This is a genomic window from Oleiharenicola lentus, assembly GCF_051660365.1.
Lineage (GTDB): Bacteria > Verrucomicrobiota > Verrucomicrobiia > Opitutales > Opitutaceae > Lacunisphaera > Lacunisphaera lenta_A.
Map to the genome: position 1 here is coordinate 2,721,714 of NZ_JBOZXB010000001.1, position 25,192 is coordinate 2,746,905.

Below are 25,192 nucleotides of genomic sequence, written 5' to 3' on the forward strand. Positions count from 1 at the left end.
AAGCGCGATTGAGCACTGGCGGCGAGTCGGCAGGCTGTTCGGGAACTGCGGCCAAACCCGCTCCGGATTATGCTTTCCCATCTTTCACTGTTTGCGGTTGGTTGCGCGCTGGTCGCCTCGTCGGCGCACGCGGCCTGGTTTAAGGGTAACACTCACACTCATACGACCAACTCGGATGGCAACGCCTCGCCGGAGATCGTGACGCAGTGGTATCGCGATCACGGGTATCAATTTGTCGTCATCACCGACCACGAACATCTCACGGAGGTCGCGCCTTTGAATGCGCTGCACGCCCGCGACGGCGAATTTCTCGTGATCCAAGGACAGGAAGTGACGCAGCACTTGAGCAAATCGCGCGATCCGCGTTTCCCGACGGATCGGCCGGCGGCTCACGTGAATGCGATCAACGCGAAGGCGGTGGCGGTGCCTCTCGGCGGCACAGCCGGCAAGATGTTTGGCTTTGCGCCGCCCGAAGTGACGATGGCCGAGACTTACGCGCGTAACATCCAGGAAATCCTTGCGGCTGGCGGCGTCGCTCAAGTCAACCATCCCAATTGGAAATGGTCGGTGCGCCTCGATGATTTGCTGGAGCTGCCCGACGGCACGCTGCTCGAAATTTGGAACGGGCATTTCATGGTCAATAATCTCGGCGGCATCGACGATGATGGTAAAGTCGCCCCTTCTGCCGAGGCGTTGTGGGATCGCCTGCTTTCACGCGGCCAAAAAATCCGGGGTGTCGCCGCGGACGATGCGCACACTTACAAACCCGAAGACAATCCCGACACCCGGCCCGGCAAAGCGTGGGTCGTGGTGCGCGCGGAGAAACTTTCCGCTGAGGCCATCACGACGGCGTTGGCGGCCGGAGATTTTTATTCTTCGACGGGCATCGTGCTCGACCAGGTCGGGGCGACCGCCAAGGAAGTTTCGGTTAAAATTAACACGAAACCAAACGGCCCGCGTTTTCTGACTAAGTTCATCGGCCAGGACGGCAAAGTGCTCGCCGAAATTTCGGGCTCGGAGCCGTCTTATCAAATCAAAGGCGACGAGGGCTACGTGCGCGCGAGCATCATTGATTCAAATGGACTGAGAGCGTGGACGCAGCCGGTGTTTGTCGGCGAGCGCGGACGTTGAAATGAAAACTGAACCGCACCGCGCTCAGCGGGGAGCGGCGGGAGCGAAGCCGCGGCCGTGGTCGGTGGCGTAGAGGGTGTTGTCGGACGGGCGATACAACACGGTGAATTCGCCGGAGGCGGTTTGCAGGATTTCGAATGGGGTGTCGGGCGCTTGGGGGAACCAGGTCGGCAGCGGCAATGGTGCGACCTGGCTCCAGGGTTTGGGCTTGTCGACTTCAGTGAGCCCGAAGGTTTCGGCGCGGCGCAAATCTCGCAGTAATTCAGAGCTCGGCCGGATTTTAATGAACCACTGCCAGCGCGTGACGGAAGCGTTGGCTTCAGACCATTCGCGGCGTTCGGCGTGAAGGATTTTGTCGCCTTTCGACGGATGCCACCAAAAGGCGCGGCGAAAAATTTCCACCTCCTCTTTGCTGACGGTCAACGTTTCGCCGGGCACGGCCGTGGGTGATACCGTGATCTGAGGGCTCGAGGGGAGCAGGCGATACACCCACACGCAGCTGCCGAGTGCCGACGCCACGGCGAGCACAGTGAGCAGGGTGTTCTTGTTGACGACGGATTTCACAGGGGGCACGGATCCATGTTCAGAGCTGATTCGTTCTCATTCTCTTACTCGTTCTCGTTCGTCAGGACTTTTATGAAGGGAGAACGGGAACGAAGGACGAGAAAGAGAACGATTAGTTAATTCCCCGAGTGCGAGTAGGTGCGGAGGAAGACCTGGATATCCTTGAGACTCCGCACGAGGCGGTTGAGGCCTTCCTGTTCGTTGCTCAAGAGCGTGTAGGCCGGGATCACGAGTTTCCACTGCGTGTTGCGCACGCTGCGGCCGATGAGGCGCGTGTTGGTGAACTCGGACGGCATCGTGCTATAGAAATACGCGGCGTCATTCACCGGGCGGAACGATTGGTGTTGGCGCGGAATCCAGAGCCGCTCGTTGAGCGAACCTTCCGGCGTGAAGAACTCGGTGGACGAATACTGCACCTGACCGAGGTTGAACGGCAACGGGATCGCCTGATCTTTGACCGACCACGTGCGCAACGTCGACGCGTTGATACCGAGCGGCGGCGCGAGCATGCTGTCGAGACCGGCGGGAATCAGGTAAACATACGGTGTGGCGCTGAGCGCGAGCGGGTCGGAACTGGCGGGGCCGCCGGCGTTGGGCGTGCCGATCGAGAACGGGTCCATGCCGATGTAACCTTTCAACACGACGCCGGTGGCGTAGATCTTCGTGGCGAAGTTGGACGGCGTGTAAGCGTGATCGCCGGCGGCGATTGGGAGGCCGAAGAAGTTCAGGCCGTGTTCGACCGTCGTGGAGAACGGAATCACGATGCCGGGCACGGACGAACCGTCGGGCTTGCGGATGTTGCGCGCGTATTGCGCGACGTCCGGATCGTTGAGCACGTTGCTCATGATGTGTTGCTCAAGAATCTGGCGCCACTCCGTGTTGTCGTTGTCGGTCGCTTGATCGGTGCGGACGCGGAAGAGTTCCTGACGCAGCGAGAACAAGGTGCCGTTGTTGTCGGGGTTGTTGATGCCGAGGCGGGACTTCACGACCGACCAATCGCTTTGCAAACGGGCGAGCAATCCGGCGAGGCCGCTGTCGCCCGTGGTGCCGGTGGAGGCGACGGGAGCGCCGCTCTTGAAATCACCGAGCGACCGCGTTGCGACGACGCTATCGACGACTTTCTGGCCTTCGGTCGAACCGAGGAGACCGGTTTCGTAATCGTAGCTTTGGACGGCGAGATAGGTGTATTGCGCGGCGAGATCGTAGAGCGCCTGGTATTGCGAGAGCTCCTCGTTGCGGAACGTGCGGTAGGTGAGGTCGCGCGTGCGATAACCCTGGATGACGGCGGCGGCGCGGATGCGGAAGGCTTCGCGTTCGGCGAGGACTTGATTGGTCTTTGCGACGAGGCGAGAAACTTCTTCGCTGGCCTTCTGCAATTCGGCGAGGCGACGCGAGAGTTCGAAGCGGTGCGCAAGCACATCGTCGAGCAAGCGTTCGAATTCGACGACGTGGCTCTTATCTTCGTTGTCCCAGTTGTATTGAGTGTAGAAATCGTCGGCCTCGGCTTCGAGGTTCGCGGCTTTCGCTTCGAGATACGCGACGGTGTTTTCAAACGCCAGGCCCGCGAGGCCTTGCGCGTAAGCGGTGGTCGCGCCGGCGTAGAGCGAGAGGCCGCGTGCGACCGACGTCGCATCGACCGCGAAACCGGCGACGGTCGGGAACGCTTCGGCGGTGGCTTCGGAGATTTCGTTGATGAAATCGGCGCTGAGTGCGACGAGCGCGGCGGAGTTGGTCAACGCGGACGACGCCGTGAGGTAGGACGCGGCTTCGTCGAGTTTGGCGGCGGCGCCGGTGTTGGCGTCGTCGTAAGTCGTGCGAAATTCCGTGAAGAGCTGGTAGTCGCGGTTGAAGCGGCGGTTGAGCGTGTCGAGCGTGTTGGCGGCTTCGCGGGCGTTGACCTGCGCCTGGTAAACATCGAGCAGCGCGCGTTGGATCGCGCCGGGTTGCGCGCGCGTGCCGTAAGTGGACGGCGCGAACTGCATCAGGCGATTCGGCGAGAACGAGAACGTGCGCGTCGTGTAGAGCGTCGGCTCGTTGATCTGCTTGAAAGCGTTGTCGAGCGACCACGCGGTCGAGGGATTCACCGAAATCGGCTCGCGGAAGTTCACCGTGACGTTCGTGGTGACGTCGACGAACGACGACGGCTGGTTGATGAAGTAGTAACGATACAGATCGGGGCCGGTGTAACCCTGGGCGTAGAGGCGCCCCGGGCCGACGTCGCCCGGATACGGCGAGCCGAACAGATCGAGGAGCTGGTAATTGTAAGCACGTTCCTGGTCGGCGACGGCTTCGTTGTAGGTTTGGAGCGTCGCGTTTTGATTACGGAGCAGACGGTTCATCAACGAGGCCTGGTCGAATGCGGCTTTGGCGTTGAGGCTCGCTTGCAGCGCGCGGGAATAAATCTGCTCGTAGTGCGATTTGCCGGCCTTGAGTTCCGTCGGGGAAATGTCGAACGCGAGCGCGCCTTTCGCGAGGCCGAGCGGGTTGAGGTGCGCACATTGCGCGTCGAGTGTGGCTTGAATCGCGGTGGCGCTGGAAACGATCTCGCTCAACTCCGGCACCGTCGTGCGGTCGATGATTTGAATGCCGGTGTGCGCTTGGTTGGTGTCTTTGTCCGGCAACATCGCGTTGGCGTTCACCCAGTGGTAGTAAGCGCCCTGGCCCGCGCGCGAGGCCCACTCATCGGTGCCCCAGTTGCGCGTGGTGTGGGTGCGGTCGTTCGATTTGCCGTCGCGTTGATGTGCCCAACCCACGGACGGATCGTCGCGGTAGGAAGCCCGCGCGGTGACATCGACGACGCGTGCGCCGGTGCGCGCCACGGCAGCCGCGGCGGCGGCGAATTTGCGTTCGTCCTGATAGTCGACTTGCAACGTCTGGCCGAGCACGGCGATCGCTTCACTGCGCGGCGTCCACGTGAAGTTCGGCGACGTGAGCAGTTTGTAGTAGCCGGTGAGCGCCGTTAGGTAATGGCCGTAAGCGTCGCCGTGGCCTTGCGGGAACATGCGTTGCGCGTCGGCGGCATCGAGCACGCCGTTGGTGGTTGGGCTGCCGGCTTGTTCCTTGATGTCGTAGTTGATCGCGTAGATCGATTCGCCGGAAGCGATGCCGTTGATGTAATTCCAATAAAGGCGATTGTAGGACGGCGCGGCGGAAACACCCGGGCTGAGGAAATCGTCGCGGCCGCGAAGCAGCGCGAGTTCTTCTTCGATGAGCGAGGGAATCTGGCCTTCGAACGAGAAACGCGATGTGCTCACCGAGCCGACGGTGCCATCGATGGCGATGGTGGGATTGTCGGCGTCGTTGGACGCTTCGTTGCCGAGCGCCATGTAGAGATCGCTGAGATAACCGCTGACAAGAAGCAGCGTGTCGTTCGTGCCCGCGTCGTTGTAGCCCGCGTCGATGGAGAGTTTCTTCGCGCGGTTGAGGAGCGTTTCGTAGATCTCAATCAGGCCGAACGAATCGATGTTATTCAGGTTGAGTGCAACGTCGCCTTCCCAACGCGTGCCGGCTTGTGTGAGCAGCGAGACGTCGGTCGAGACCGGGTTGTTGAATAGATCGTCGGTGCGCTGCGTGAATGGATTGATGCCGTCGAGCGCGCGTTTGATCCACGATTCGACGAGCTTCGGTTGCATCCAACGCGACCAGCCCGTGCCGGCGACATTCGTGACGCCCGCTTTCGGGCGATAGCGCATCGTGAAATAATTATCGCTGAACACGAGGAGCGGATTGCCGAGCGGTGAATCCGCCGCGCCGCCGACGATGACGATATTCGAGAGCGTGCCGTTCGGGCGAATCCACGGCGAACCGTTGGCGGTGACTTGATCGTTTTCGACGGATGCTTCGAGGCGGAAGTCGAGCGACGAAGGCGCGTTGGCCGTGGCGGAGCTGTAGAGCGCGATCTCGACGCGATTATTTCCCTGCGTGAAATACGTGGATGGCACCTCGTATTGATAGGTGCGCGCGCTGGTGGAGAGGCCCGAGCGGGCTTCGCTGATCGTCAGTCCGAAGGGAGTGGCGACGCCGGTGGGCAAACGCGACGCGAGGGCCGCGGTCCCGTTGACGTAGAGCACGAAGCCGTCGTGGATGCCGAGTTCCGCGCTGAAAATGAAACGCGCGGGCACGATGCCGGAAAGAGTGAGCGACGAGTTCGCTTTTGCGACCGTGCCCGGCAGGCCCGACGAGTAATTATAGGCGGAATTGTTCACCGCCATGCTGCGCGGGAATTCGTAAGGCGACGAATACGACGACGCGAGTGGAGCGACCGGATTGTAGGCGAGCTGCCAGAAATTCTGGCCGGCACCGCCCAGCACCGTCGCCATCGAGTAAGTGTAGGTGGCCGGTTGCACGCCGTCTTGCGGCAAGGCATAGCGCCATTCGAATTCGTAGTTTTCCGGGTGCGCGGCGAAGTCGCCGCTGTGGCGCAGAGAGGTTTGTTCATCAAGCGGGTTGGAGGCGGAAAGCACCTTCAAGTCGCCGGTGTAGAGTTGCGGGAGGACTTTGACGATCGAGATGGAAACCGGTTCGCCGGTCGGCGTGAACGCTTCGCCGTTGCCGAAGAGGAGCGAGGCGTAGCCGCTGCCCGTGCCGGTGGCGGTGAGGGCGTAACTGTCGACGGCGGTGTCGGCGGACGAAATCGTCGCGAGCGCAGTGGCGCCGACCGTGACGGTTTGCGCGGAGTCCGCGATGTAGGTGCCGCGCTTGGCCGGATCTTCGATGAACGTCTCGACCTTGGTGGCGAGACCGTCGATGGCATTGGCCCATTTCTGATAGTCGCTGTCGGTGTTCGCCACGAGGCCCTTGAGCGAGAGGAGATCGGCGGCGCTCAGGGCGTTGAGGTTCAGGTAATCTTCGCCGGCGATTTCGTCGACGAATTCGCCGATCAACACGAGTCCGCCGACGGTGCCGAGCGTGCTGTCGAAATAGAAACGCTGCTGCAGGTGCGGCGGGAGCAGTTGGAAATACGTTTTGCCGGCGTCCATAGTCGTCGCGGCGGAAGCGGGCAGCGTCGTCAGGCCGACGTTGGCGGCGTTGAGCAGAATCGTTTTCGCGCGCGTCGCATCGTGCAACGTCACGCTCGGCACGGCCGTGCCGGATTTGGCGATCGATTGTTGGTAGAGCACGCGCGTGCTCGATTGGCCGCGCACGGCGGGGAGACCGTGGTTGGGGAGCGAAAGCGTTTCGCCGACGCTCATCGACGGCGTGGAAGTCGGCCACGTCGGCAGATAAGTAACGGTGATCGGTGTGCCCGTGACGGCGTCGCCTTCGTAAGCGGTGCCAGCGGAATTTTTCGGCCGCAGGTAAGGCAACACGGTGCCGACGGACGGTTGCGTGGTGACACCCGGCACGTAAAAGCCTTCGCGCATCGTGTAATACCAATTCATGCCGAGCGCGGGCGTGGCAGCGTGCGTGCGGATGTAGTCGATTTGGAACGTGTCGCCTGTTCTACCGACTGGATCGATGCGCAGCGCGTTGATGGTTTTCCCGCTCCACGCCGTAGAAGTGGAGAGCGGGAAGATGACCGTCTGCCACTCATTCGGCGTCGTGTAACTGGCGCCGATCACCTGGCCCGGCATGCCGATGCCACCGACCTCGACGGTGCCCCAGAAAATTTGCGGGCCTTGTGCGCTGGAGGCTTTCATCCGCACTTCGAGGTAGGGCACGCTGTTGGCGGCGAAGGCGGGCAATCCGCTCGTGTAAATATAGACATCGCCGGTGCCGATCGCCGTGCCACTCATACTGCCATTGGCCACGGTGATCGGGCTGGTGTCGGGGCTTTGCAGCGTCCAGTAACTGCGCGAGCTGCCGTTGAACTCGAAGTTCATGAGCGGGCCGGAGCCGGGCAGGTTGGGGTTTTCCGCTTCGTTGTGCGGGCCGCGGTAAACCCAGTCGTAACCTTTGCGATCCTTGAAGGTGAACGACGAATAAAGACTCGGTGCGGTGCTGGATACCGTCTCGGGGGGATAGATTTCGAAATTCGGGACGACTTCGAGATTGCGCGATTTGCGCGTCGTGGAATCCACGGGCAACGGCAGCAGCGGCAGCGGCATCGGCGAATTCAGGATCGTGCCGGCAGTGATGTTATAAACGAACTTGTGCGTGTCGTCTTCGCGCAACACTTCGAACGCGGTCATCGCGGGGCGGCCGTCGGTCGTGTTCGTGTATTCGAGGAGGACTCGCGGTTGCGAGGTGAAGGTCGTGCCGGCGGTCGTGACGTTGAGGTCGTCGCGCAACGCGTAGGCGCGGCCGTTCAACATGAGCGCGTGTTCTTCGTTCGGATTGTAACCGATCTTGGTCGAGTCGTTTTGAACGTAGATGAAACCTGCGATTTGGTCGGGGCTGAGATCGTCGGAGCCGAGATTCGACGCGAGGACGATCTTCGGATTATCGGGGCGATAGCCGAGCGTGTAGCGGATGACTTTCGCGGGCACGTAGAAGTTGGAGAACTCCGCGGAAGGCGCAGCGACTTTCTTGAACCACCAGATTTCGAGCTTCGAGGCGTTGTTGGGCAGCGCGTTCACGGGGATGATCGCGCCGGTTTCGGCGATCGCGAGGCTGGTGTTAAATGGATTTTTGTAGGCGCTCGCTGAATACGCGGTGCCGGATGCGACGTAGCCGGCGAGCGTGTAGTCAGCGGACGGCGGATTGATGCGATCGCCGACGTAGGCGAGGGCGGTGGCCGGCGTGGTGATGTCGCTGTCGAGGAAACCGTCGCGGTTGTCCGCTTGCGTCAGCACACGCACATACCAAACGCCGCCGTTCGCGCCGCTGAATTTGAGCAGCGTGCGGTTCACCTGGTCGCCTTCGAGCTTCACGATCAGGCGCTGCGTGAGCGCATCGATGGAGCTTTCGTTTTGGTCGAGGTCGTCTTGGTAAACGATGGTCGGGATGCGCCCGCCTTCGAAGCGCAGGCCGGTGCCGTTGTCGATGGAACTGCCGTCGGGGCCGACCGTGTAGTGCGCGTAAGAAGCGAGGTCGACCGGCCAGGTTTGCAGGTATTTGTGCAGGTGGATCGGCCAGTCGAGTTGCAGGCCCGGCGCGAGACCGGAGGCGGGAAGGACGGCGGCGTCGAGCGTCTTCATCCAGTAGAAGACGATGCGGTCTTCGAGGTTGTTTTCGCGTTCGGCGTAGTAGGCGAGCGTGCCGTCGGGACGGACGACGCTGCCGTAGTAATTGACGGAGTTGGAACTGGAGCCGTTGTTGACTGGGAGAGCGAAGAGCAGCGGGTCGGCATCCGTCGGGCGAATTTCGTCGCCGAGGAAAGTCGTGCGCGTGGTGAACGGCGCGGTCTGAGAAACTTCCACGACGTCCGCGCCCAGAAATTCGTGGGTGCCGTCTTCGCGGAGCGTGCCGAGGTATTCGATCAGGATGCGGCCCGAGACATTGTAGGCGTGGAGTTCGCCGATGCCGTTGCTTTTTTCAAACCACACCGTGCGGAGTTCGGCGGCGGGCTGGGCGTTGGGATCGGCGGGAGGATTCGTGCCAGCGTTGACGTATTCCGTCGTGACCGCGGCGGGGAACACGTTGCTGAACACCGGATTCACCGTGACGATGCGGCCGCTGGGGATGGTGACGCGCGGGCCGTTGAAACTTTTTTCCGTCCAATAGAGCGAGCGCACCGGATTCGACGTGGCGGAGGAAACGGAGAACGTTTCGCGGACGAGTACGAAGCCGTTGGCGCCGGCAACACGCGAACGCCACCAGAGATCGACTTGGCCGGGTTGGTGCGCGAAGACGGACATCGCGTGCGGGCTGTAATAGTAAGTGGGATAAACCCCGGTCGCGAGCGCGGGCACGATCACGCCGCCGGTGTTGGTAATCGCGTGGCCGGAGGAATCGACGAGCGCGCCTGTGACGACTTCGCCCGGACGAACCGGCTCCGCGCGCCAAAAGTCGGCGCTGACGGTGATTACCGCGCCACTGGCGTTGAGGTAACTCGTGGGCGGCGTGATGCGGTCACCGAGAAAATAACGCGGCACGCCCGAGGCAAACGTGGTGCCGATGGTCGCACGGCGGAGCAGGATGCTGCCGGATGACGGATAACGCGACGTCAGCGTCGCCGAATCGGAGATCGCGCCCCCCGAGCCGGACGTTTCGACGACGTTGGAAAATTGCGGTGTGGTGGTCGCTTCGCCGGAAGGCGTGCCGGGATTGCCGGTGGGAATGCCGCCGGCTCGCACGCTGAGGTTGTTGGGCGCGCCGCCTTTGATTTCGTATTGCGCGTGGGCGGCGCCGACGAATCCGAGCGTGAGCGCACCCATGAGCGGGAGGGCGCGAAGAGATCGGAAAATGCTCATGGGCAAAAAAACGAAAGACAAATTACGAAGGCCGAATGACGAGGAGGCGGAGATTCAAAAAGACGCGGACGGGCCCGCCTCACAGTTTGACGATGTAGTTAACCATGACGTTTTTCGGGCGCGTCTCGCTGCCGCCGCGGGCGCCAGTGGTGCGGCCGATTTCATAGCCGGTGTTGTCACCGTCGGTGTCGCCAGAGCCACGGTTATCCGGCAGACTGATCGAGCCGCGATATTCAGAGTGGTAGATGTCGCCGTAGTCGTGGTTGTGGCTCGCGAGTTGGTCGGGTTGATAACTACCGACGAGGTCGCCGGTCGCGCCGCCGCCATAAATCGTGATGCGCGAATTGCGATCGACGTCGCGGCCCGTGCCGCGATCGCGGCCACGGAGGAATACACCGCGCAAATCCGGGACGCGGAACGTGGCGGTATTGTCCGCGCCGAAATTCGTGCCGAGGGCGGCGAAGAGCGCGGGAAAATCGGAGCGGTTCAACAGTGAGCCGTCGCACAAACGCCAACCCGCAGGAATCGTTTCGCCACCGAAGGCCACGATTGTGCCCGCCGGAACGAGCGATTGCCGCACGGCGTCGATGATTTTGTTCAAGTCGATCGCGCCGTCGGCGATTTTGACGTTGGTGATCGCACTGGCGGCGATATCGGCGGTGGCAATGGTGCCGTCGGCGATGTCGGCGCTGGTGACGGCGCCATCGACGATCTTGGCCGAGGTGATGGAGTTGTCGGCGAGTTTCACCGTGGCAAGCACGCCGTCGGCGATCTTCGCGGCAGTGACGGCGCCATCGAGGATCTTGGCCGTGGTGACGGCACCGTTGGCGATGCGGGTGTCGGTGATCGAACCCGCGACGATGTTGGTGGTGTTGACTGCATCAACGGCGAGCTTGGCGTTGGTGACGGAGGCGCCGCCGAGCTTGTCGGTCGTCACCGAGGTGTTGGCCAACATCGCGGTGTTGAGCGCACCGTCGAGGACGGTCTCGGCGACTTTGGCGCGGATGGCGTAGGCGGCGGAGACGATTTGCTGGCGCGGGCTGATTTCGTTGTCCACGGCGGCGGTGCCATCGTCGACCGTAATGCCGAGATAAACCGGGCCGGTCAGGATGGAAGCCAGCGTGCGGTAGGGGCTGATGGCGGGAGCGGCCGGCCCGTAAAAAGTGGCCACGCCGTTGCCGTTGCCGAGGAGCACGCTGAATTCACCGCCGGAGATCGTCGCGGTCTGTGACTCGACGTAAACCGGCGTGCCGCCGGTCGACAGGCTGTAGAATTTAAAGGTGACCAGCCGGTTGACGGGCGAGCTGTTGCCGATGGCGACACCGGCGGAGTCGGTCACGCGGCCTTGATAACTCATCAAGGAGGGCGCTTGGGCGGAGGCGAAGTTCGCGGCGGCGAGTAACAGGAGAGCGGCGAGGAGACGTTTCATGGGAAAAAATTGAAAAGTTGGGCGAAGAAAATTACGGGAGGAGTTCGGCGATTTCGGAAACACGACGGAGGGCGAAGATGCCGCCGACGGTGAGCGGCTGTTTGTTGATGCCTTCAATAGTTTCGCTGTAGGTGCCGCCGTGGATCGTCGTGCCCCAGCCACTCACGGAGGTGCCGGCGGGCGGTTCGCTCGTGAACGTGAACCGGCACGTGCGCACGATGCGGTAGCTTTCGACGCCGGCGCTTAACATGACGCCGCGCGCGTCGTGGTTGTCGTGGTCGGGGTGATATTGGTGCACGAAGGGATTCGTGGCGTCGTTGAACGGGACTTCAAAACTGTGCACGAGCGTCGAACCAACCGCGAAGCTCCCACTCGTGCTGGCGATCGCGCGATCGAGCGGCAGGTGACTCGACACGAGGCGGAGTGCCGAGGATTTCGCGGAGGGGAGCAAGTTGTCCTCCCGTAACGTGACGCCGGGAAGATTCCCGTCGGTCTTGAGCGTGCCGACGTAGGCTTGAGAGAGCAGGCGGGCGACGCCGGCGCCATCGACATGGATTAACATACGCAGCGGAAATGAGCGCGTCGTCGTCGAACCGGGACTGCCGACAACAGTGCTGGTGACGGCGCTGATTTGCGCATCGCCGATCCAGAGTCCGGCGGCGCTCGCGGTTTGCGCGCTGACCGGCAGGTAAACATCGGTGAAGTTGCCTGAATCTTTCACGCGCAGAATCGACGCGTAGTGTGCGCTGGAATTGCCCGTGAGGAGCGAGCGATTGATTCCAAAGCTGAAATCGACGCGACCGGAAGCGGGGACTGAGACCGTGAAGCTGCCGGTGATGGCCGTTTCGGTGTAGGTATTGGTGGTGCTGTTAAAAACGCGGCGCGTGAGCGGCACGGTTCCCGTGATCGCCGTTTGGTTGGTCGGGGCGGGTTCGGAATTCTGCAGCGAGAAGGTCAGTGTCATCGCGCTGGTCGTGCGATTCATCACGCCCACGGTCATGACGGAACTCGTGCGCCCGAACGCGAGGCCGGTCGTGCCGGGCAGTTCGTATTCAATCGGCGCGGTGAAATTGCCCACCGTGGTCGCCTCGAACCAGTAGGCGAGATTGCGATCCACGGGCTCGCTGGCCGGCACGATTTGCATCGGGTTGCTCGTCGTAAGATCGCCACCGATGTATTTGTAGATCTTGGAGGGGGAAGTCGTCGCGATCGGGAACGTGGCGAAATAGTTATTGAAGACCGGGCGGCTCGCGTCGGCGGGGAAGCCTTGAAAATTCGCGCCCGTGACGAGCCAGATCGCAGCCGGCGGTTGCGGGCGCTGGGGGATCGTGACGTTGGTGACGGTCGCGGACGTGCCGCTGCAATACACGAGGTAAGCCGACTGGCCGATCATCGCGGTCAGTTGTTGTTCGCTCGTGTCGTTGCGGTTCCAGATCGTCCATTCGTTGCTCGCGGCATTGGGCGCGGACGGGGCGGTCGTGAAGCCGACGCGGTCAGGATTCGGATTCCAGCGCCAGACTTGGAGCACCGTGGGGAAATTTCTGAAAAGCTCCGTGGGCGTCGTGTGCGAAGCGTCGCCGTGGAGATAGATGGCGTTCCAACCGCCGCGCAGCGCGTAGGTCTCGGTTTTCCACTGGGCGCGCAACGCCGGCGCGAGTGCGACGACGAGCGCGAAAAGGGAAATCCGTGTGAGGGCGCGCAAGGACGTGAGAGGTGCGGGAAGTTTCATCGAACCTTGAGGCGGTAGAAGAATCTCGGGACGTCCGCGCCGAGCGGGGCGTAGAGATTGATGAAGTTGGAAGAGTCGGCTTTTAGCGTGAGGAATGAAGCGGGCGGCTCGGCGTCGCGAAATTTGTCGGTCGGGAATTCGAGATCAGCAGTCGCGATTCCCGGGTCGGCGGGATTGCTGAGATGAGCCGGCACCTCCGCCCACGACTGGAGATCGGTCGACGTTTCGAGCGTGTAGGTTTTCCCGGCGATGCCGAAGAAACGGAAACGGAGGCTCTGCGGGAAACGCGCGGTGATTTGCAGCGAAAGGAAATCCGTCGGGTCAGTCGCGAAAGTGCCGGCGATGTATTCCGCGTGGTTCGCGATGCCGTCGCCGTCGAAGTCGCCGTCGCGATCCAGCAGCGAAAAATCCCAGCCGTTGGGGCCGGGAAGTTTCCCGGCGGCGTAGAGTTGGCTCATTTCCCAGGCATCGGGCAGGCCGTCGCCGTCGGAATCCACGCCGAGCGTGAGGTTGATGCGGACACGTTCGCCGGGCTGGCCGACGGTTGGCGCGATCGGGCCGGACACTTCGAGCGGATGATAGGTCACGTCGTTGATGATCACCGCGAGCGAAAAGGTCACCCCGGCCGTGCTGGCGATGGAACTGTAACTCCGCGTGCCGGCGCGATCCATATCCATGCGCAGGCGGATTTGGTAATTCTGGTCAGGACGCTCTTCCGTGTTGGTGATCGTCTGGCGCAGCACCTCGACGTTGTTGCGGTAAAACACCACCACTGAACCGGCGACGTTGAGCTTTTCGCCGTGCTCATCGCGCACCGTGCCGTAGATCGTGTGATACGGAGCCGGCGGAAACGCGGAAAGTGTCAACCCCGCGCCCACGCTCAAACCAAGCAAGCAGCCGAGACGGGCGGCGATTTTTGCGAAACGCGACAGGGTGGGTGGGTGCACAGGCCGAAGGGGTTGTTGTAAAAGTTCCTCGACGGCACGCGGCCTTTGACGAAACGGGCAAAAAAATTAACGAAACGGGCCGCGTCACTCGTTTGGCGCTTTTCGCTGGCGCGGCATCTGCCTTAACTCCGGCCTCTGCTCTGCCCATGAAAACTCTGTTTGCTCCATCCATCGCCGTATGAGGTCGCTGAGCGAACGCTGGTCGGACGTAATTTTAGGCGGGTTGCAGGCGGAGGGCGCGAAACGCGAGCGACTCTTCTGGTTGTTGCAACTGATCGGCTGGACGGCGGTGAGTGCGATGGCAATGGTGGCGCTGATTCAGATTTTCGGACTGGCCTCGACCGGAATCATTCTGTCGGTGCGCATGGTCGGGGGCATCGCGATGACGTGCGGGCTGCGGTGGATTTACCGACGCATTCCGTGGCGCGATTGGACGTGGGGCCAATTGGTGCTCGTGGGCTTCGTGCTGTGCATCGTGGCGGGCACGCTGGAGTCGATCGCGACGCATCGTTTGTCGGCCATCATCATCAATGAAAGCGTGTCGCCGGAAGTTTACCCGTTCCTCATGTCGATGGGCGCGCTGTTGCGCAGCTCAGTTTACGTTATCTGGAGCCTCCTGTATTTCGGCATCAAGCTCTGGCTCGAAGCTGCCGAGGCCCGCCTGCGCGCCGCCCAAAGTGACGCCGAAGCCCGCACCAGCGAACTGCGCCAGCTGCGCGCGCAGGTGAATCCGCATTTTTTGTTCAATGCGCTGAACTCCGTCATGGCGGAAAAAGATAACCCCGCGGCCGTGGAGCGCATCACGCAAGAACTCGCGGAGTATTTGCGGTTTTCGCTACGGCCTTCCGGGGATTTTCAAAAACTCGGCGACGAACTGACCGCGCTCGAACATTACCTGCGCGTCGAGAAGGCGCGTTTCGAAGAGAAACTCATCTACACCATTGAAGCCGATCCCTATGCGCGCGCTCAACGTGTGCCGGTGGCGACCGTTCAGCCGCTCCTGGAAAACGCCATGAAATACGGGCGCCTCACGAGCGTCGGTCCGTTGCATTTGAAGGTCATCGCGACGGTCGACGCCGAAGCAGAAGTGCTGCGCGTGGCGGTGAGAAACACCGGTCGCTGGCTCGAGTTTGACCCGGAACGCTCGCACGGCATCGGGCTCACGAATTTGCAGCGCCGACTGGAGTTGCTGTTCGGCGTGGAAGCGAATCTCGCGCATTCCGAATCGAACGATTGGGTGAGTGTGGATGTGGAAATCCCACTCGCCGCTGAAAGCGTGCAAGGAGTCGCGTGATGGCTCAGTTGCGCGCCTTGTTGGTGGATGATGAGCGGCTGGCGCGGAAACGCCTCGCCGAACTGCTCACGCAACACCCGGAAATCGTCATCGTCGGCGAAGCCGACAGCGTAGAGTCCGCCTCGACCGCCGCGTCCGAGTTGAAGCCGGACGTGATTTTTCTCGATGTGGAAATGCCGCCGGTCAACGGCCTCGAATTGCTGCCGCGTTTGTCGGAGGAGTCGCCACCGGCGATTGTGTTTGTGACCGCGCACGAAAATTTCGCCGTGCAGGCCTTTACCGTGAGCGCGCTGGATTATCTATTGAAACCGGTGCACCGCGAACGCCTCGCGCTCACGGTGCGTCGGCTGCTCACGGTTAAAGAATCGAAGTCGCCTTTTCCCGATGCCGCCGAAGCGGCGTGGACATTGGAAAGTCGGGTGGCTTTGAGCGACCGCCAACTGCGCCGCACCGTGCAAGTGCGCGAGATCGTGGCGATCCAGGCGCTCGGCGCGTATTCGCGGGTGAGCATCCGCGATGTGCCGGCGATGATTGTGCTGCGCAGTATTTCCGAATGGGAACGCTTGTTGCCCGCGGAAATCTTTGCGCGCATCGATCGCTCCTTGATCGTGCAGATGCCACTCGTGCGCACCGTCGAGCGAAAGTCCCGCGACGAAACGTTTATCTCGATCGAAGGCATGTCCGGCAAATTATTGATCGGTCGTGCGGCCGCGTTGCGCCTGCGGCGTCAGGCTGATGCGGAGGAGTGAAGGCGCGCGGGCTATCGAGGATGGGCGCGTATGGTTACAGCGTGGGTCCTGAAGGTCGGTTAGGGATAACCGACCCTACCTTGATTACCTGTGCATTTTCGGCCCGCCCCGGAGGTCAGGCCCCACCGAAAGCGATGAAATCATCGACCAACTAACCTACGCGGGCGGCGCGTCGGACAGGATTTTTTCCTTCAGGTGGGTGTGCCGCGATTTGGATTCGGCATTGCGCACGGCCATGCCGTAGGCGGCGACTTCGCCGACAATGAAGACTTTCTTCCGGCCGCGGGTGATGGCGGTGTAGATCAAGTTTCGCTGCAGCATCATGAAATGCGCCTTAAGCAGCGGCACGATGACGACGGGGTATTCGGAGCCTTGCGACTTGTGGATGCTGATCGCATACGCGAGGGCGACTTCGCCGAATTCGCCGCGCTCGAACAACTTATTTTCTCCGTCGAAACTCGCGATGAGCGTGCCTTTTGTGAGGTCGACGCTTTTCACGGTGCCGATGTCGCCGTTGAAGAGGTTTTTGTCGTAGTTATTGCGCAGCTGGATGAGCTTGTCGCCAGGACGGTATTCACCGCTGACGGCGCGCAGGCCTTTTTGGTGGGAGTTAACGGCCGCCTGCAATTGCGTGTTCAAGTTGCCGACGCCGGCGATGCCCTTGTGCATCGGCGCGAGAATTTGCACGTCGTTGATCGGGTGAAACCACTTGTAGTGCTGCGGAATGAACTTCGTGGTGAGCTCCACGATTTTCGCGAGGCAGTCTTCGGCACTCGTGGCGGAGATGAAATTGAGATCGCTCCACGCCTGGGCTTTCTCGACCGCGTCGACGATGGGCGGAGGACGCGGCTCGCCGCCGTTGATCGCGTGCGCGGTGGTGACGATGAGGCTTTCTTCTTTTTGGCGATAAACAAAGGAGAGGCGGGTGACGTTAGCGGTGCCACTGTTGCTCGTTTGGGCGTCGCTGACGGCGATCAAGTCCTTGAGGACGTTGCCGGCGCCGACACTTGGCAATTGGTCGATGTCGCCTACGAGCAGCAAATGCGCGCGAACCGGCACGGCTTGCAGCAGTGCAGCTGCGAGGCGGGTGTCGAGCATCGAGGTTTCGTCGACGATGAGAAAGTCGGTCGCGAGCGGTTTCGATTCGTTCACCGTGAAACCGCCGTTTTCAAATTTCAGCAGGCGGTGAATCGTCGAAGCGAAGCCGCCCGTCGTCGCGGAAAGGCGTTGCGCCGCGCGTCCGGTCGGGGCCGCGAGCGTGACGCGGACTTTTTTCGCTTTAAGGATTTCGACGAGCGCGCGCAAAATGGTCGTCTTGCCGGTGCCTGGGCCACCGGTGAGGATGGAGAATTTATGGGCGAGCGCCTTTTTGATCGCGGCGGCTTGGAATTCGTGGAACGCAAAGCCGGCTTTGTCCTGAGCCCACGTGACGGCGGCGTCGATTTTGATCGCCGGCAAACCCGACGGCACAGCGTCGAGGCGCTTCACGCTCGCGGCGATTTTCTGTTCGGCGCGGTCGTTGTTGGGCAATTGAATGACGGAATTTTTCGGTAGGTCCTGACCTCCCCCCGTCGCTAAAGCTTTGGCGGACGAGCCGGGCAGGCCGTTGGTCGGCGTGGGTTCATCCGGCCCGCCCGGAGGTCGGGCCCTACCGTCGTGGCAGATCAGATCTTTTTTCTCCACGAGCGCCGTGATGCGCGCTGTGATGAACTCGGCCGACGTTTCGAGCATCGTCGCCGCGTGCGTGATCAAATCCTCGAGAGGAAACGCGGTGTGACCTTCCTCCTGTAACGTCTCGAGCGCGTAGATGAGGCCGGCGTCGAGGCGCGGTGGCGCGTCGTTGGCGTAGCCAAGATTGATCGCGATTTTGTCGGCGGTTTTAAAACCGATGCCGTCAATTTCGCGCGCGACGCGGTAAGGTTCTTTGATGACGACTTGCTTCGCCTCGGGGCCGTATTTGTTGACGAGCTTCACGCACTGCGAAGTCGTGACGCCGTAGGTTTGGAGAAAAATGTGCACCTCGCGCAGCACCTTTTGCTCCTCCCACGCTTCTTTGATCGCGGTGGCGCGCATTTTGCCGATGCCTTCGACTTTGCGGAGCTTGCCGGATTCTTCGCTGAGGATGCGAAACGTGTCGGTGCCGAACGCGTCGACGATTTTGTTGGCGTAAACTTTGCCGATGCCGGGCACGAGGCCGCTGCCGAGGTATTTGCGAATGCCGTAAACTGACGAGGGCAGTTCGCTCTTAAAAGATACGACTTTGAACTGTGCGCCGTGTTGCACGTGGCGCGTCCATTCGCCGGTGAGTTGGAGCGTTTCGCCGCACTGCGCGCCGGGCAGCGGGCCGACGATGGTGATGCGATCGGTTTCGTTGTTGGCGGCTTCGGCGGGTTTTTTATCCGGCTTCAGCTCCGCGATCGTGTAGTGGTTCTCCTCGTTGAAGAAGATAATGCGTTCGAGCACGCCGGTCAGGGAACTGGAGGGAGCGGGAGACGCCACAGAGGAAAGGTGCGGGAAAAAGACTGGGCACAAAAAGCACAAAAAACGCGAAAAGGCCACGGGTTGACCGGAAACGATGCGGTCGATAGCAATTTCCCATGCCCCTTGCCGCCTCGATTGCCACCGCGTTGGTCGCGTTACTCCACGTTTACTTCATGGTCGTGGAAATGTTTCTGTGGACGACGCCGTATGGGCGGCGCGTGTTTAAGCTCACGCCCGAGAAGGCGGAGATCACCCGGTCGCTCGCCGCCAACCAAGGTCTCTACAACGGATTTCTCGCGGCGGGACTTGGCTGGGGGATTTATGCAGGCCCGGAGGCTTCCGAAATCAAAGTGTTCTTTCTCGGCTGCGTGATCGTCGCCGGAATTTTCGGTGCGGCGACGGTCGGGCGGAAAATTCTATGGGTGCAAGCGCTGCCGGCGGCGATCGCGTTGGCGCTCGTGTGCGCGGCGGCGCGGTGAATTCTGGTCGTAGGTAGGGGCGGTTATCCTTAACCGCCCTTTCAGGATTCGCGCAGGTCAGCCCGAGGGCCGTTAGGGATAACGGCCCTTACCTCAAGGCAGCATCAACTTCGGCCAAGTTGGCAAAAATGCTTTCCGGTTTCGCTCCGGCAGCGCGGAGTTCTTCGGCAGTGTGCGTGCCGGTCGTGACCCCGTAGAAAGCGAGGCCGGCGCCAACGGCAGCTTTAAAATCCCACGGCGAATCGCCGACGAGCGCGCTCGTGGCGGCGTCGGCACCGAGAGCGGCAAGCGCGTGCTGCGCGAAGCGTGGATCGGGCTTGATCCACGGAACGTCACCGGCGCCGAATATCCCGTCGAGCAGCGGCGTGAACCCGAGGAAGTCGCAGACTTGGCGCGCGGCGGGACCGCGTTTGTTCGTCAATACGCCGCAACGGACGCCGGCGGCGTTGAGTTGTTGGAGGATTTCGCGCGCACCGGGCAGGATTTCAACGTCCTGGAGATTCGTTTCGAGCCAGTGCTTCGTGTAGATAGGCAGGATTCTTTCCACGTTTTCGACGCCGGCGAGTTTGGCGATGGCTTCGTCGAGGCCGCCGCCGACGGCATTGAACACCTGTTGATAGGTCGGCGCGGGCAGGCCGATTTGCTGCATGGCGAAGGCGTGACAGCGGTGGATTGCTTTAAAGTGGTCGATGAGCGTGCCATCGAGGTCGAAGAGGACGGTGCGAAAACGCATGGAAGGGTCGACTTTGCAGCCTCGTCGCGGGGCATGGCACGCAGAAAATCAGTCTGGCGCCGGATTGGCTTCAGGCTTCAGTGTGACGCCGTCCATGACCCAAGTCGTCTCTCCCCAGCATGCACGTGCGGAAGCCTCCACCGAGGCGGACACGTTGACGGTGCACATCGGCGGCGATTGGCAGATTACGGAGCGCCATCCGGATTGGACGGACAGCGCCGCTCGGCTGCATCCGGCCAAGGTGATTCTCGACGGGAGTGGGATCACGGGTTGGGACAGTTCGCTGGCGCTTTATTTGCGCGAAGCGCGGGTCTGGAGTGAGAAAATCGGCGCGCAAGTGGTCGTTCAACACATGCCGGCCGGCGCGGAAAAGCTTTCCCAAGTCCTCGCGCAAAAACCTGCGACGACGGCGAAGCCGGAATGTGCGCCCGAACTCGTGACCGTGGTCGGCGTGGCGACGGTGAAGTTGTGGACGGAAACGAAAAGCCTCTCGAATCTCGTGGGCGAGTGCGCGTTTAGCATCGGTCGTTTTTTCAAAGGGCAGGCGCAGTTCCGCTGGCGCGATTGCTTGAACGAAATGCAACTGTGCGGCGCGATGGCGCTGCCGATTGTCGGGCTGATCAGTTTCCTCGTGGGGGTGACGCTCGCTTACACGGGCTCCATTGTCGTGCGCCAATACGGCGGCGACATCTGGCTCGCTGACATGGTGGGTCTCGCGGTCACGCGCGAAATGGGGCCGATGATGGCCGCCATCGTGCTCGCGGGTCGCACCGGCGCGGCCTACGCAGCGACGCTCGGCAACATGAAGGCCAACGAAGAAATCGACGCGCTCGCCACCCTCGGCGTGTCGCCGGTGGATTTTCTCGTGATGCCGCGCATGCTCGCGCTATTTTTGATGATGCCATTCCTGGCGCTCTACTCGGACTGCATGGGCATTCTTGGCGGTATGGCGATTGCCGCGGCGCCGCCGTTGAACATTCCGCCGACGCTTTATTTCGCCGAGATGCAGACGATCGTCGATCTCTCGGACATCAATACCGGCGTCATCAAGGCGGCGATCTTCGGCTTGCTGATCGGCCTCGCAGGCTGCTGGCGCGGCATGCAAGCCGAGCGCAGCGCCGTGGGTGTCGGCCAGGCGGCGACGAGCGCGGTGGTCACGGGCATCCTGCTGATCATCGTGTGCGATTCGATCTGCGCGGTGTTCTTCAACATCGTGGGCTGGTGAGGCGCGCATGAATAACGATCACATCAACGCCCACCCGCTCGCCATCGAGGTCGACAATCTCGAATGTCGCTACGACGAGCGCACGGTGTTGCGCGACGTGACTTTCAATGTGAAGCGCGGAGAAATTTTCTTCGTCATCGGCGGCTCCGGCTGCGGCAAGAGCACGCTGTTGCGTCACATGATCGGGTTGCACACGCCGGCGGCGGGCACGGTAAAGTTTGAAGGCAAAGATTTCACGTGGGCCGACGCGCGCGAACGCAAGGCGCTGCTGCGCACCTTCGGCGTGCTTTACCAAAGCGGAGCGTTGTGGAGCTCGATGACGTTGGCGGAAAACGTCTCTCTCCCGATCGAGCTTTTCACGGAGCTCACGAAAAAGGAGCGCGAAGCGATCGTCCGCCTGAAACTCGCACAGGTGGGTCTCGCGGGCTACGAAGATTATTTTCCGTCCGAAATTTCCGGCGGCATGAAAAAGCGCGCCGGCCTCGCGCGGGCGCTCGCACTCGATCCATCGATTGTGTTTTTCGATGAACCGTCCGCCGGCCTCGACCCGATCACGTCTCTACAGCTCGACGAACTGGTGCTGCAAATTCGCGAGACGCTCGGCACGACCATTGTCATCGTGTCACACGAACTCGCCAGTATCTACGGCATCGCCGATCGCATCATCATGCTCGACCGTAAAACCAAGGGAATCATCGCCGAAGGCGACCCGCGCGTGCTGCGCGACACGAGCCCGGACGAGCGGGTGAAGGACTTTTTGAATAGACGCGGCGAGCCAGCCGGTCAGAAAGAGGAGCGCCACGCGTGAAAACTAAAATCAGCCCAGCCGCCGTCGGGATGTTCGTCTTGGGAGCTTTGTTGCTCTTTATCGTCGGCTTTTTGTCATTTGGCGGTTCGAACATTTTCTCCAAGCCCGCGCGTTTCGTGATTTATTTCGACGAGTCCGTGAGCGGTCTCGATCCCGGTGCGCCGATTAAATTTTACGGCGTCCGCGTCGGTCGTGTCGCGGCCGTGAGCGCGCGTTTCGATGAAACGAGTCGCAAGGCGCTCGTCCAAACCATCTGTGAGATCAACCGCAACGTCGTCACCGACACGAACGGCAAGATGATTGACCTCACCGATCCGCAGGCGCTGCAAACGCTCATCGATCGCGGCCTGCGCGCGAAACTGAATTTCACCGGCATCACGGGTTTGCTGTTTGTCGAACTCAACATCGAAGACCCGAAGGAATATCCCGCGCTCACGCGTTACGCAGGCGAGACACTGCCGGTCGTCCCGGCGATTCCGTCGCCAATCGCGGAAGTGCAGGCGAGCATCGTGGAGATTGTCGCCAACGTGAAAAAAGTGGATTTCGCTGGCATCGCCAAGGACGTGAAAACGCTCCTCGCGAACACGAATCAAAAAATCAACGAACTCGATCTCAAGGGCCTCGGCGAGCGGGTCGGTCTGGCCGCAGATTCCGTGAGCGGGTTTATCGCGTCGCCGGAAGTGAAACAAACGATCGCCAACTTGAACGGCGCGATTGGTGACATCCGCACCACACTCGGCCACATCGACGGCCAGGTCGGCCCGGTCGGCGAAGAACTGAAGACCACCCTCACCGCCGCGCAGTCCGCATTGAAGTCGCTCGAAACCACGGCGACCACCACGCAACGTTTCGTCGCTTCGCAAGGGGACGTCGGCGACGAACTCACGCAAGCGCTCCGCCAACTCGGCGATGCCGCCGCTGCGCTCGAACGCCTCGCCGACACGCTGGAGCGCAATCCGAGTTCGCTCATCGTGGGCAAAAAGAAACCCGGCACGCCGTAACCGAATTTAACCACAGATGAACACGGATACACACGGATGGCGGAAAGTGGCAGCGATCAGCGTCCAACTTTCAGCGCTCAGCTTGATCTTGTCCGCGTGCAATCTGCCGCAACCGCAGGCTGACACCGCGCGCCATTTCACGCTCACCGGGCCGGTGGCGGCGACGGCGCTACCCGACGGCATGGTGGTGCGCCCCGTGCAACTGGCCGGGCATCTCCGCAGCCGCGCCATGGCGATTCGCGTGAGCGAGAACGAAGTCATTTACAACGAGGACGCTCGCTGGGCCGAGTCGCTCGACGATGCCATCACGCAGCTCTTGCGCGCGCGTCTCGGCACGATCGGCGGCGGCAATGTCGTCACGGTGCAAATCCAGCGTTGCGAACTTGTCCGCGCCGAAGCTAACGCCGTGCAACTCGCGGCTACCTACTCAATCACTCCCCCGGTCGGCGCGAGCGGCGAAGTCCGCCGCGGCAGCTTCAGCGCCAGTCCGCGCACCTGGACGGGCGGCGATCAGGGCGCACTCGTCGGCTTGCTGCGCGAGGCGATTAACGAATTCGGCGACGCGCTGGCGGTGGCCGTCGTAAAAAAGTAATCTGGAAGCGTGCGCGCGGCTTGGGGCTGGCGTTGCCCGCGCGATTTTGTTGTTTTGGGCGACCAGCGATTTCCATGACCAAATTCCTTTTCTTGCTGATTCCGGCGGCTTCGATCTTCGCCGCGCCCCACGCGGTTAATTTGAAATTCGAGTCACTCACTTTGCGCAGCGGCAAGCGGCTCGACCAGGTGTCGGTCAAAAGCTACGACGCGGAAAACGGTCGCGTGCTGATGCTGGCGGATCGGCGTCTCGTCTATCAGCAACTCGACCAGCTGCCTTACGATGCGGCGCAGCAGATCGTGAACTTCTCGCCGGCCGAAAATGCCGAACCGTCGAAACGCTTGCGCATCCAGCGTAATTCATCGGCTGGGGCCAGCCCGGTTGCCGTCAAAACACCGCCGAATAATTCGGTGACGAAAACCCAGCTTAGCTCTGAAAAACAACAGCAAGCTCAGCTCCACGCCGCGCAATCGCAGACGCTGTTACTCGCGCAAATCAAACGCTTCGCCGAGCAACGCGTCGACCGTTACTATCGTTTGGAATATCATCCAGCCGCGGGCTCGCTCGTGATCGTGAACCAAAGCCTGCGACTGGACGAACCCGTTGAAGTCGCGGGCGCGTCGGGCCATTACCGCGTCGCCGGCAACATCGGCCTGCAGTTCTTCGATGACCAAGGCCGGCACTCGGGCCGCGCCACGCAACCGTTTGAACTCGTCGTCGCCGTCGATGGCAAAGGCTCTCTAAGCCTGCTCGAATTCGCGTCGAAATAATTCCGCGCGTGGCGGGCTTGAGCTTTTGCCGCGCGCGAGTTTCTTGGAGAGCAATGCCTGATCGCTCGGACTACCTCGCCAAAACAATTGTCGCCCGCTTGCGTTCGCTCGAAGCGATCCTGCGCGAGGATTTGCCGCCAAACGATCCACAGTTCGTGAAACGTCGCACCGACGCCGTCGCCAAAATCCTCGCCGTCGACGCCGGCGTCACCGACGGCATCACCGTGCAAACCGTGATAAGCGCGGTTCCGAATATTTCGCTTAGCACTGATCCGTCGACTCGCGACATGGCGGAGTTTGCGGACTTTCTCCGGAAAAAACTGCCGGAGTTGTGATTCTGCGGACTGCTCTTCTTTAGGCTCTCTCCTCTCCAAGGTGCAGCTTCAAAATTGAAGTCAGTCGTTCCTTGTCTGTTGTAGTTTGAAATGCACGCAAAGGAATCATGTGCATCAAAGCTTCAGATTGATACACCAGAACCAAGTGCTCGTTCTTCTTCCATTTGTGAAATTCTTCCCAAGCAATTTTGCAAGTGCCGTGAGCCGAAGATCCCTTGAAGTGCGTGTCTGTTAGCTCCAGCTCAGTAACGGATTGAAGTGTTTTTTGCTGCGAAAAAATACGTTTCGTTTTCCACGGGATGACCACAAAATAGAGCGCTGAAAAATAACTGACGACGGCAGTGATAAACCAGAAATTATGCTGAGGCTTTTTCTGGGTAAAAACTTCATAGCCCTGACATAGCAAGAATAGTAAAAATAAAATCGATATGATATAGCCAATCCGCCGTAGTGATGGCCGAGGGCGCATGGCCAATCGGCGAGCGGCAATACAGTCATCGGCAGTGAGCTGAAATGTTATCTTCATTCTTTGAACCTGCGTTGAGCTGGGTAAAGTTGCGGCCCGCACAAAAAACACCGGTCATGCATCTTAAACTCAACCTTCTTTCCAGCCAATGGGACTGTGAGCCGA

Annotated in this window: 18 protein-coding genes; 10 read left to right on the forward strand and 8 right to left on the reverse strand. The window is 61.0% G+C overall.

Going from position 1 to position 25,192, the window contains the following annotated elements:
* Positions 1–69: 69 nt before the first annotated feature.
* A complete protein-coding gene (locus tag ACRRQW_RS10350; RefSeq protein WP_438481278.1) occupies positions 70–1,131 on the forward strand; it encodes a CehA/McbA family metallohydrolase in 1,062 nt (353 codons plus the stop codon).
* A gap of 24 nt (positions 1,132–1,155) precedes the next feature.
* Here the strand turns inward: ACRRQW_RS10350 and ACRRQW_RS10355 are convergent, their stop codons facing one another.
* The 5 genes from ACRRQW_RS10355 to ACRRQW_RS10375 form a co-directional block, all read right to left on the reverse strand.
* Entirely contained in the window at positions 1,156–1,695 is a 540-nt protein-coding gene (locus ACRRQW_RS10355; RefSeq protein WP_438481279.1) for a hypothetical protein, read from the reverse strand.
* 116 nt (positions 1,696–1,811) lie between these two features.
* The gene (locus tag ACRRQW_RS10360) at positions 1,812–9,989 is read right to left on the reverse strand and encodes a hypothetical protein (protein WP_438481280.1); all 8,178 of its coding nucleotides are present in this window, start codon (positions 9,987–9,989) and stop codon (positions 1,812–1,814) included.
* A gap of 79 nt (positions 9,990–10,068) precedes the next feature.
* Positions 10,069–11,418 carry a tail fiber protein gene (locus ACRRQW_RS10365; protein WP_438481282.1) on the reverse strand — a complete coding sequence of 450 codons (1,350 nt, stop codon included), beginning with the start codon at positions 11,416–11,418 and terminating at the stop codon, positions 10,069–10,071.
* A 31-nt stretch (positions 11,419–11,449) separates the two neighbouring features.
* A complete protein-coding gene (locus ACRRQW_RS10370; RefSeq protein ID WP_438481283.1) occupies positions 11,450–13,147 on the reverse strand; it encodes a hypothetical protein in 1,698 nt (565 codons plus the stop codon).
* The gene (locus ACRRQW_RS10375; protein WP_438481284.1) at positions 13,144–14,094 is read right to left on the reverse strand and encodes a hypothetical protein; all 951 of its coding nucleotides are present in this window, start codon (positions 14,092–14,094) and stop codon (positions 13,144–13,146) included. The genes ACRRQW_RS10370 and ACRRQW_RS10375 overlap by 4 nt, the downstream gene beginning before the upstream one ends.
* 178 nt (positions 14,095–14,272) lie before the next feature.
* Here ACRRQW_RS10375 and ACRRQW_RS10380 point away from each other — a divergent pair, with 178 nt between their 5' ends.
* Together ACRRQW_RS10380 and ACRRQW_RS10385 are read left to right on the forward strand one after the other, a co-directional pair.
* Positions 14,273–15,388, forward strand: a complete 1,116-nt coding sequence (locus ACRRQW_RS10380) for a sensor histidine kinase (RefSeq protein WP_438481285.1) — start codon at positions 14,273–14,275, stop codon at positions 15,386–15,388.
* A complete protein-coding gene (locus ACRRQW_RS10385) occupies positions 15,388–16,137 on the forward strand; it encodes a LytR/AlgR family response regulator transcription factor (RefSeq protein ID WP_438481286.1) in 750 nt (249 codons plus the stop codon). The genes ACRRQW_RS10380 and ACRRQW_RS10385 overlap by 1 nt, the downstream gene beginning before the upstream one ends.
* Before the next feature lie 156 nt (positions 16,138–16,293).
* Here ACRRQW_RS10385 and recD2 read toward each other — a convergent pair whose 3' ends face one another.
* Positions 16,294–18,636, reverse strand: a complete 2,343-nt coding sequence (recD2, locus tag ACRRQW_RS10390) for an SF1B family DNA helicase RecD2 (protein ID WP_438481287.1) — start codon at positions 18,634–18,636, stop codon at positions 16,294–16,296.
* Positions 18,637–18,734: 98 nt separating this feature from the next.
* Between recD2 and ACRRQW_RS10395 the strand changes: the two genes are divergently transcribed.
* Positions 18,735–19,097, forward strand: a complete 363-nt coding sequence (locus tag ACRRQW_RS10395) for a DUF1304 domain-containing protein (protein ID WP_438481289.1) — start codon at positions 18,735–18,737, stop codon at positions 19,095–19,097.
* 88 nt (positions 19,098–19,185) lie between these two features.
* On the opposite strand, the gene ACRRQW_RS10400 is transcribed toward ACRRQW_RS10395, so the two are convergent.
* Positions 19,186–19,830 (reverse strand): HAD family hydrolase, encoded by a 645-nt coding sequence (locus ACRRQW_RS10400; protein ID WP_438481290.1) that lies wholly within the window; start codon positions 19,828–19,830, stop codon positions 19,186–19,188.
* 94 nt (positions 19,831–19,924) lie between these two features.
* Here ACRRQW_RS10400 and ACRRQW_RS10405 point away from each other — a divergent pair, with 94 nt between their 5' ends.
* The 6 genes from ACRRQW_RS10405 (at position 19,925) to ACRRQW_RS10430 (ending at position 24,561) form a co-directional block, all read left to right on the forward strand.
* Positions 19,925–21,055 carry an MlaE family ABC transporter permease gene (locus tag ACRRQW_RS10405; RefSeq protein WP_438481291.1) on the forward strand — a complete coding sequence of 377 codons (1,131 nt, stop codon included), beginning with the start codon at positions 19,925–19,927 and terminating at the stop codon, positions 21,053–21,055.
* A 7-nt stretch (positions 21,056–21,062) separates the two neighbouring features.
* Positions 21,063–21,863 carry an ABC transporter ATP-binding protein gene (locus ACRRQW_RS10410; protein WP_438481292.1) on the forward strand — a complete coding sequence of 267 codons (801 nt, stop codon included), beginning with the start codon at positions 21,063–21,065 and terminating at the stop codon, positions 21,861–21,863.
* Positions 21,860–22,864, forward strand: a complete 1,005-nt coding sequence (locus tag ACRRQW_RS10415) for an MlaD family protein (RefSeq protein WP_438481294.1) — start codon at positions 21,860–21,862, stop codon at positions 22,862–22,864. The genes ACRRQW_RS10410 and ACRRQW_RS10415 overlap by 4 nt, the downstream gene beginning before the upstream one ends.
* Before the next feature lie 16 nt (positions 22,865–22,880).
* A complete protein-coding gene (locus ACRRQW_RS10420) occupies positions 22,881–23,456 on the forward strand; it encodes a PqiC family protein (protein ID WP_438481295.1) in 576 nt (191 codons plus the stop codon).
* 74 nt (positions 23,457–23,530) lie between these two features.
* Complete coding sequence (locus ACRRQW_RS10425; protein ID WP_438481296.1) at positions 23,531–24,226, forward strand: hypothetical protein; 696 nt, start codon at positions 23,531–23,533, stop codon at positions 24,224–24,226.
* A 53-nt stretch (positions 24,227–24,279) separates the two neighbouring features.
* Positions 24,280–24,561 (forward strand): hypothetical protein, encoded by a 282-nt coding sequence (locus ACRRQW_RS10430; RefSeq protein WP_438481297.1) that lies wholly within the window; start codon positions 24,280–24,282, stop codon positions 24,559–24,561.
* Positions 24,562–24,580: 19 nt separating this feature from the next.
* Here ACRRQW_RS10430 and ACRRQW_RS10435 read toward each other — a convergent pair whose 3' ends face one another.
* On the reverse strand, positions 24,581–25,087 hold the full coding sequence (locus tag ACRRQW_RS10435; protein WP_438481298.1) for a YcxB family protein: 507 nt from the start codon (positions 25,085–25,087) through the stop codon (positions 24,581–24,583).
* Positions 25,088–25,192 lie beyond the last annotated feature (105 nt).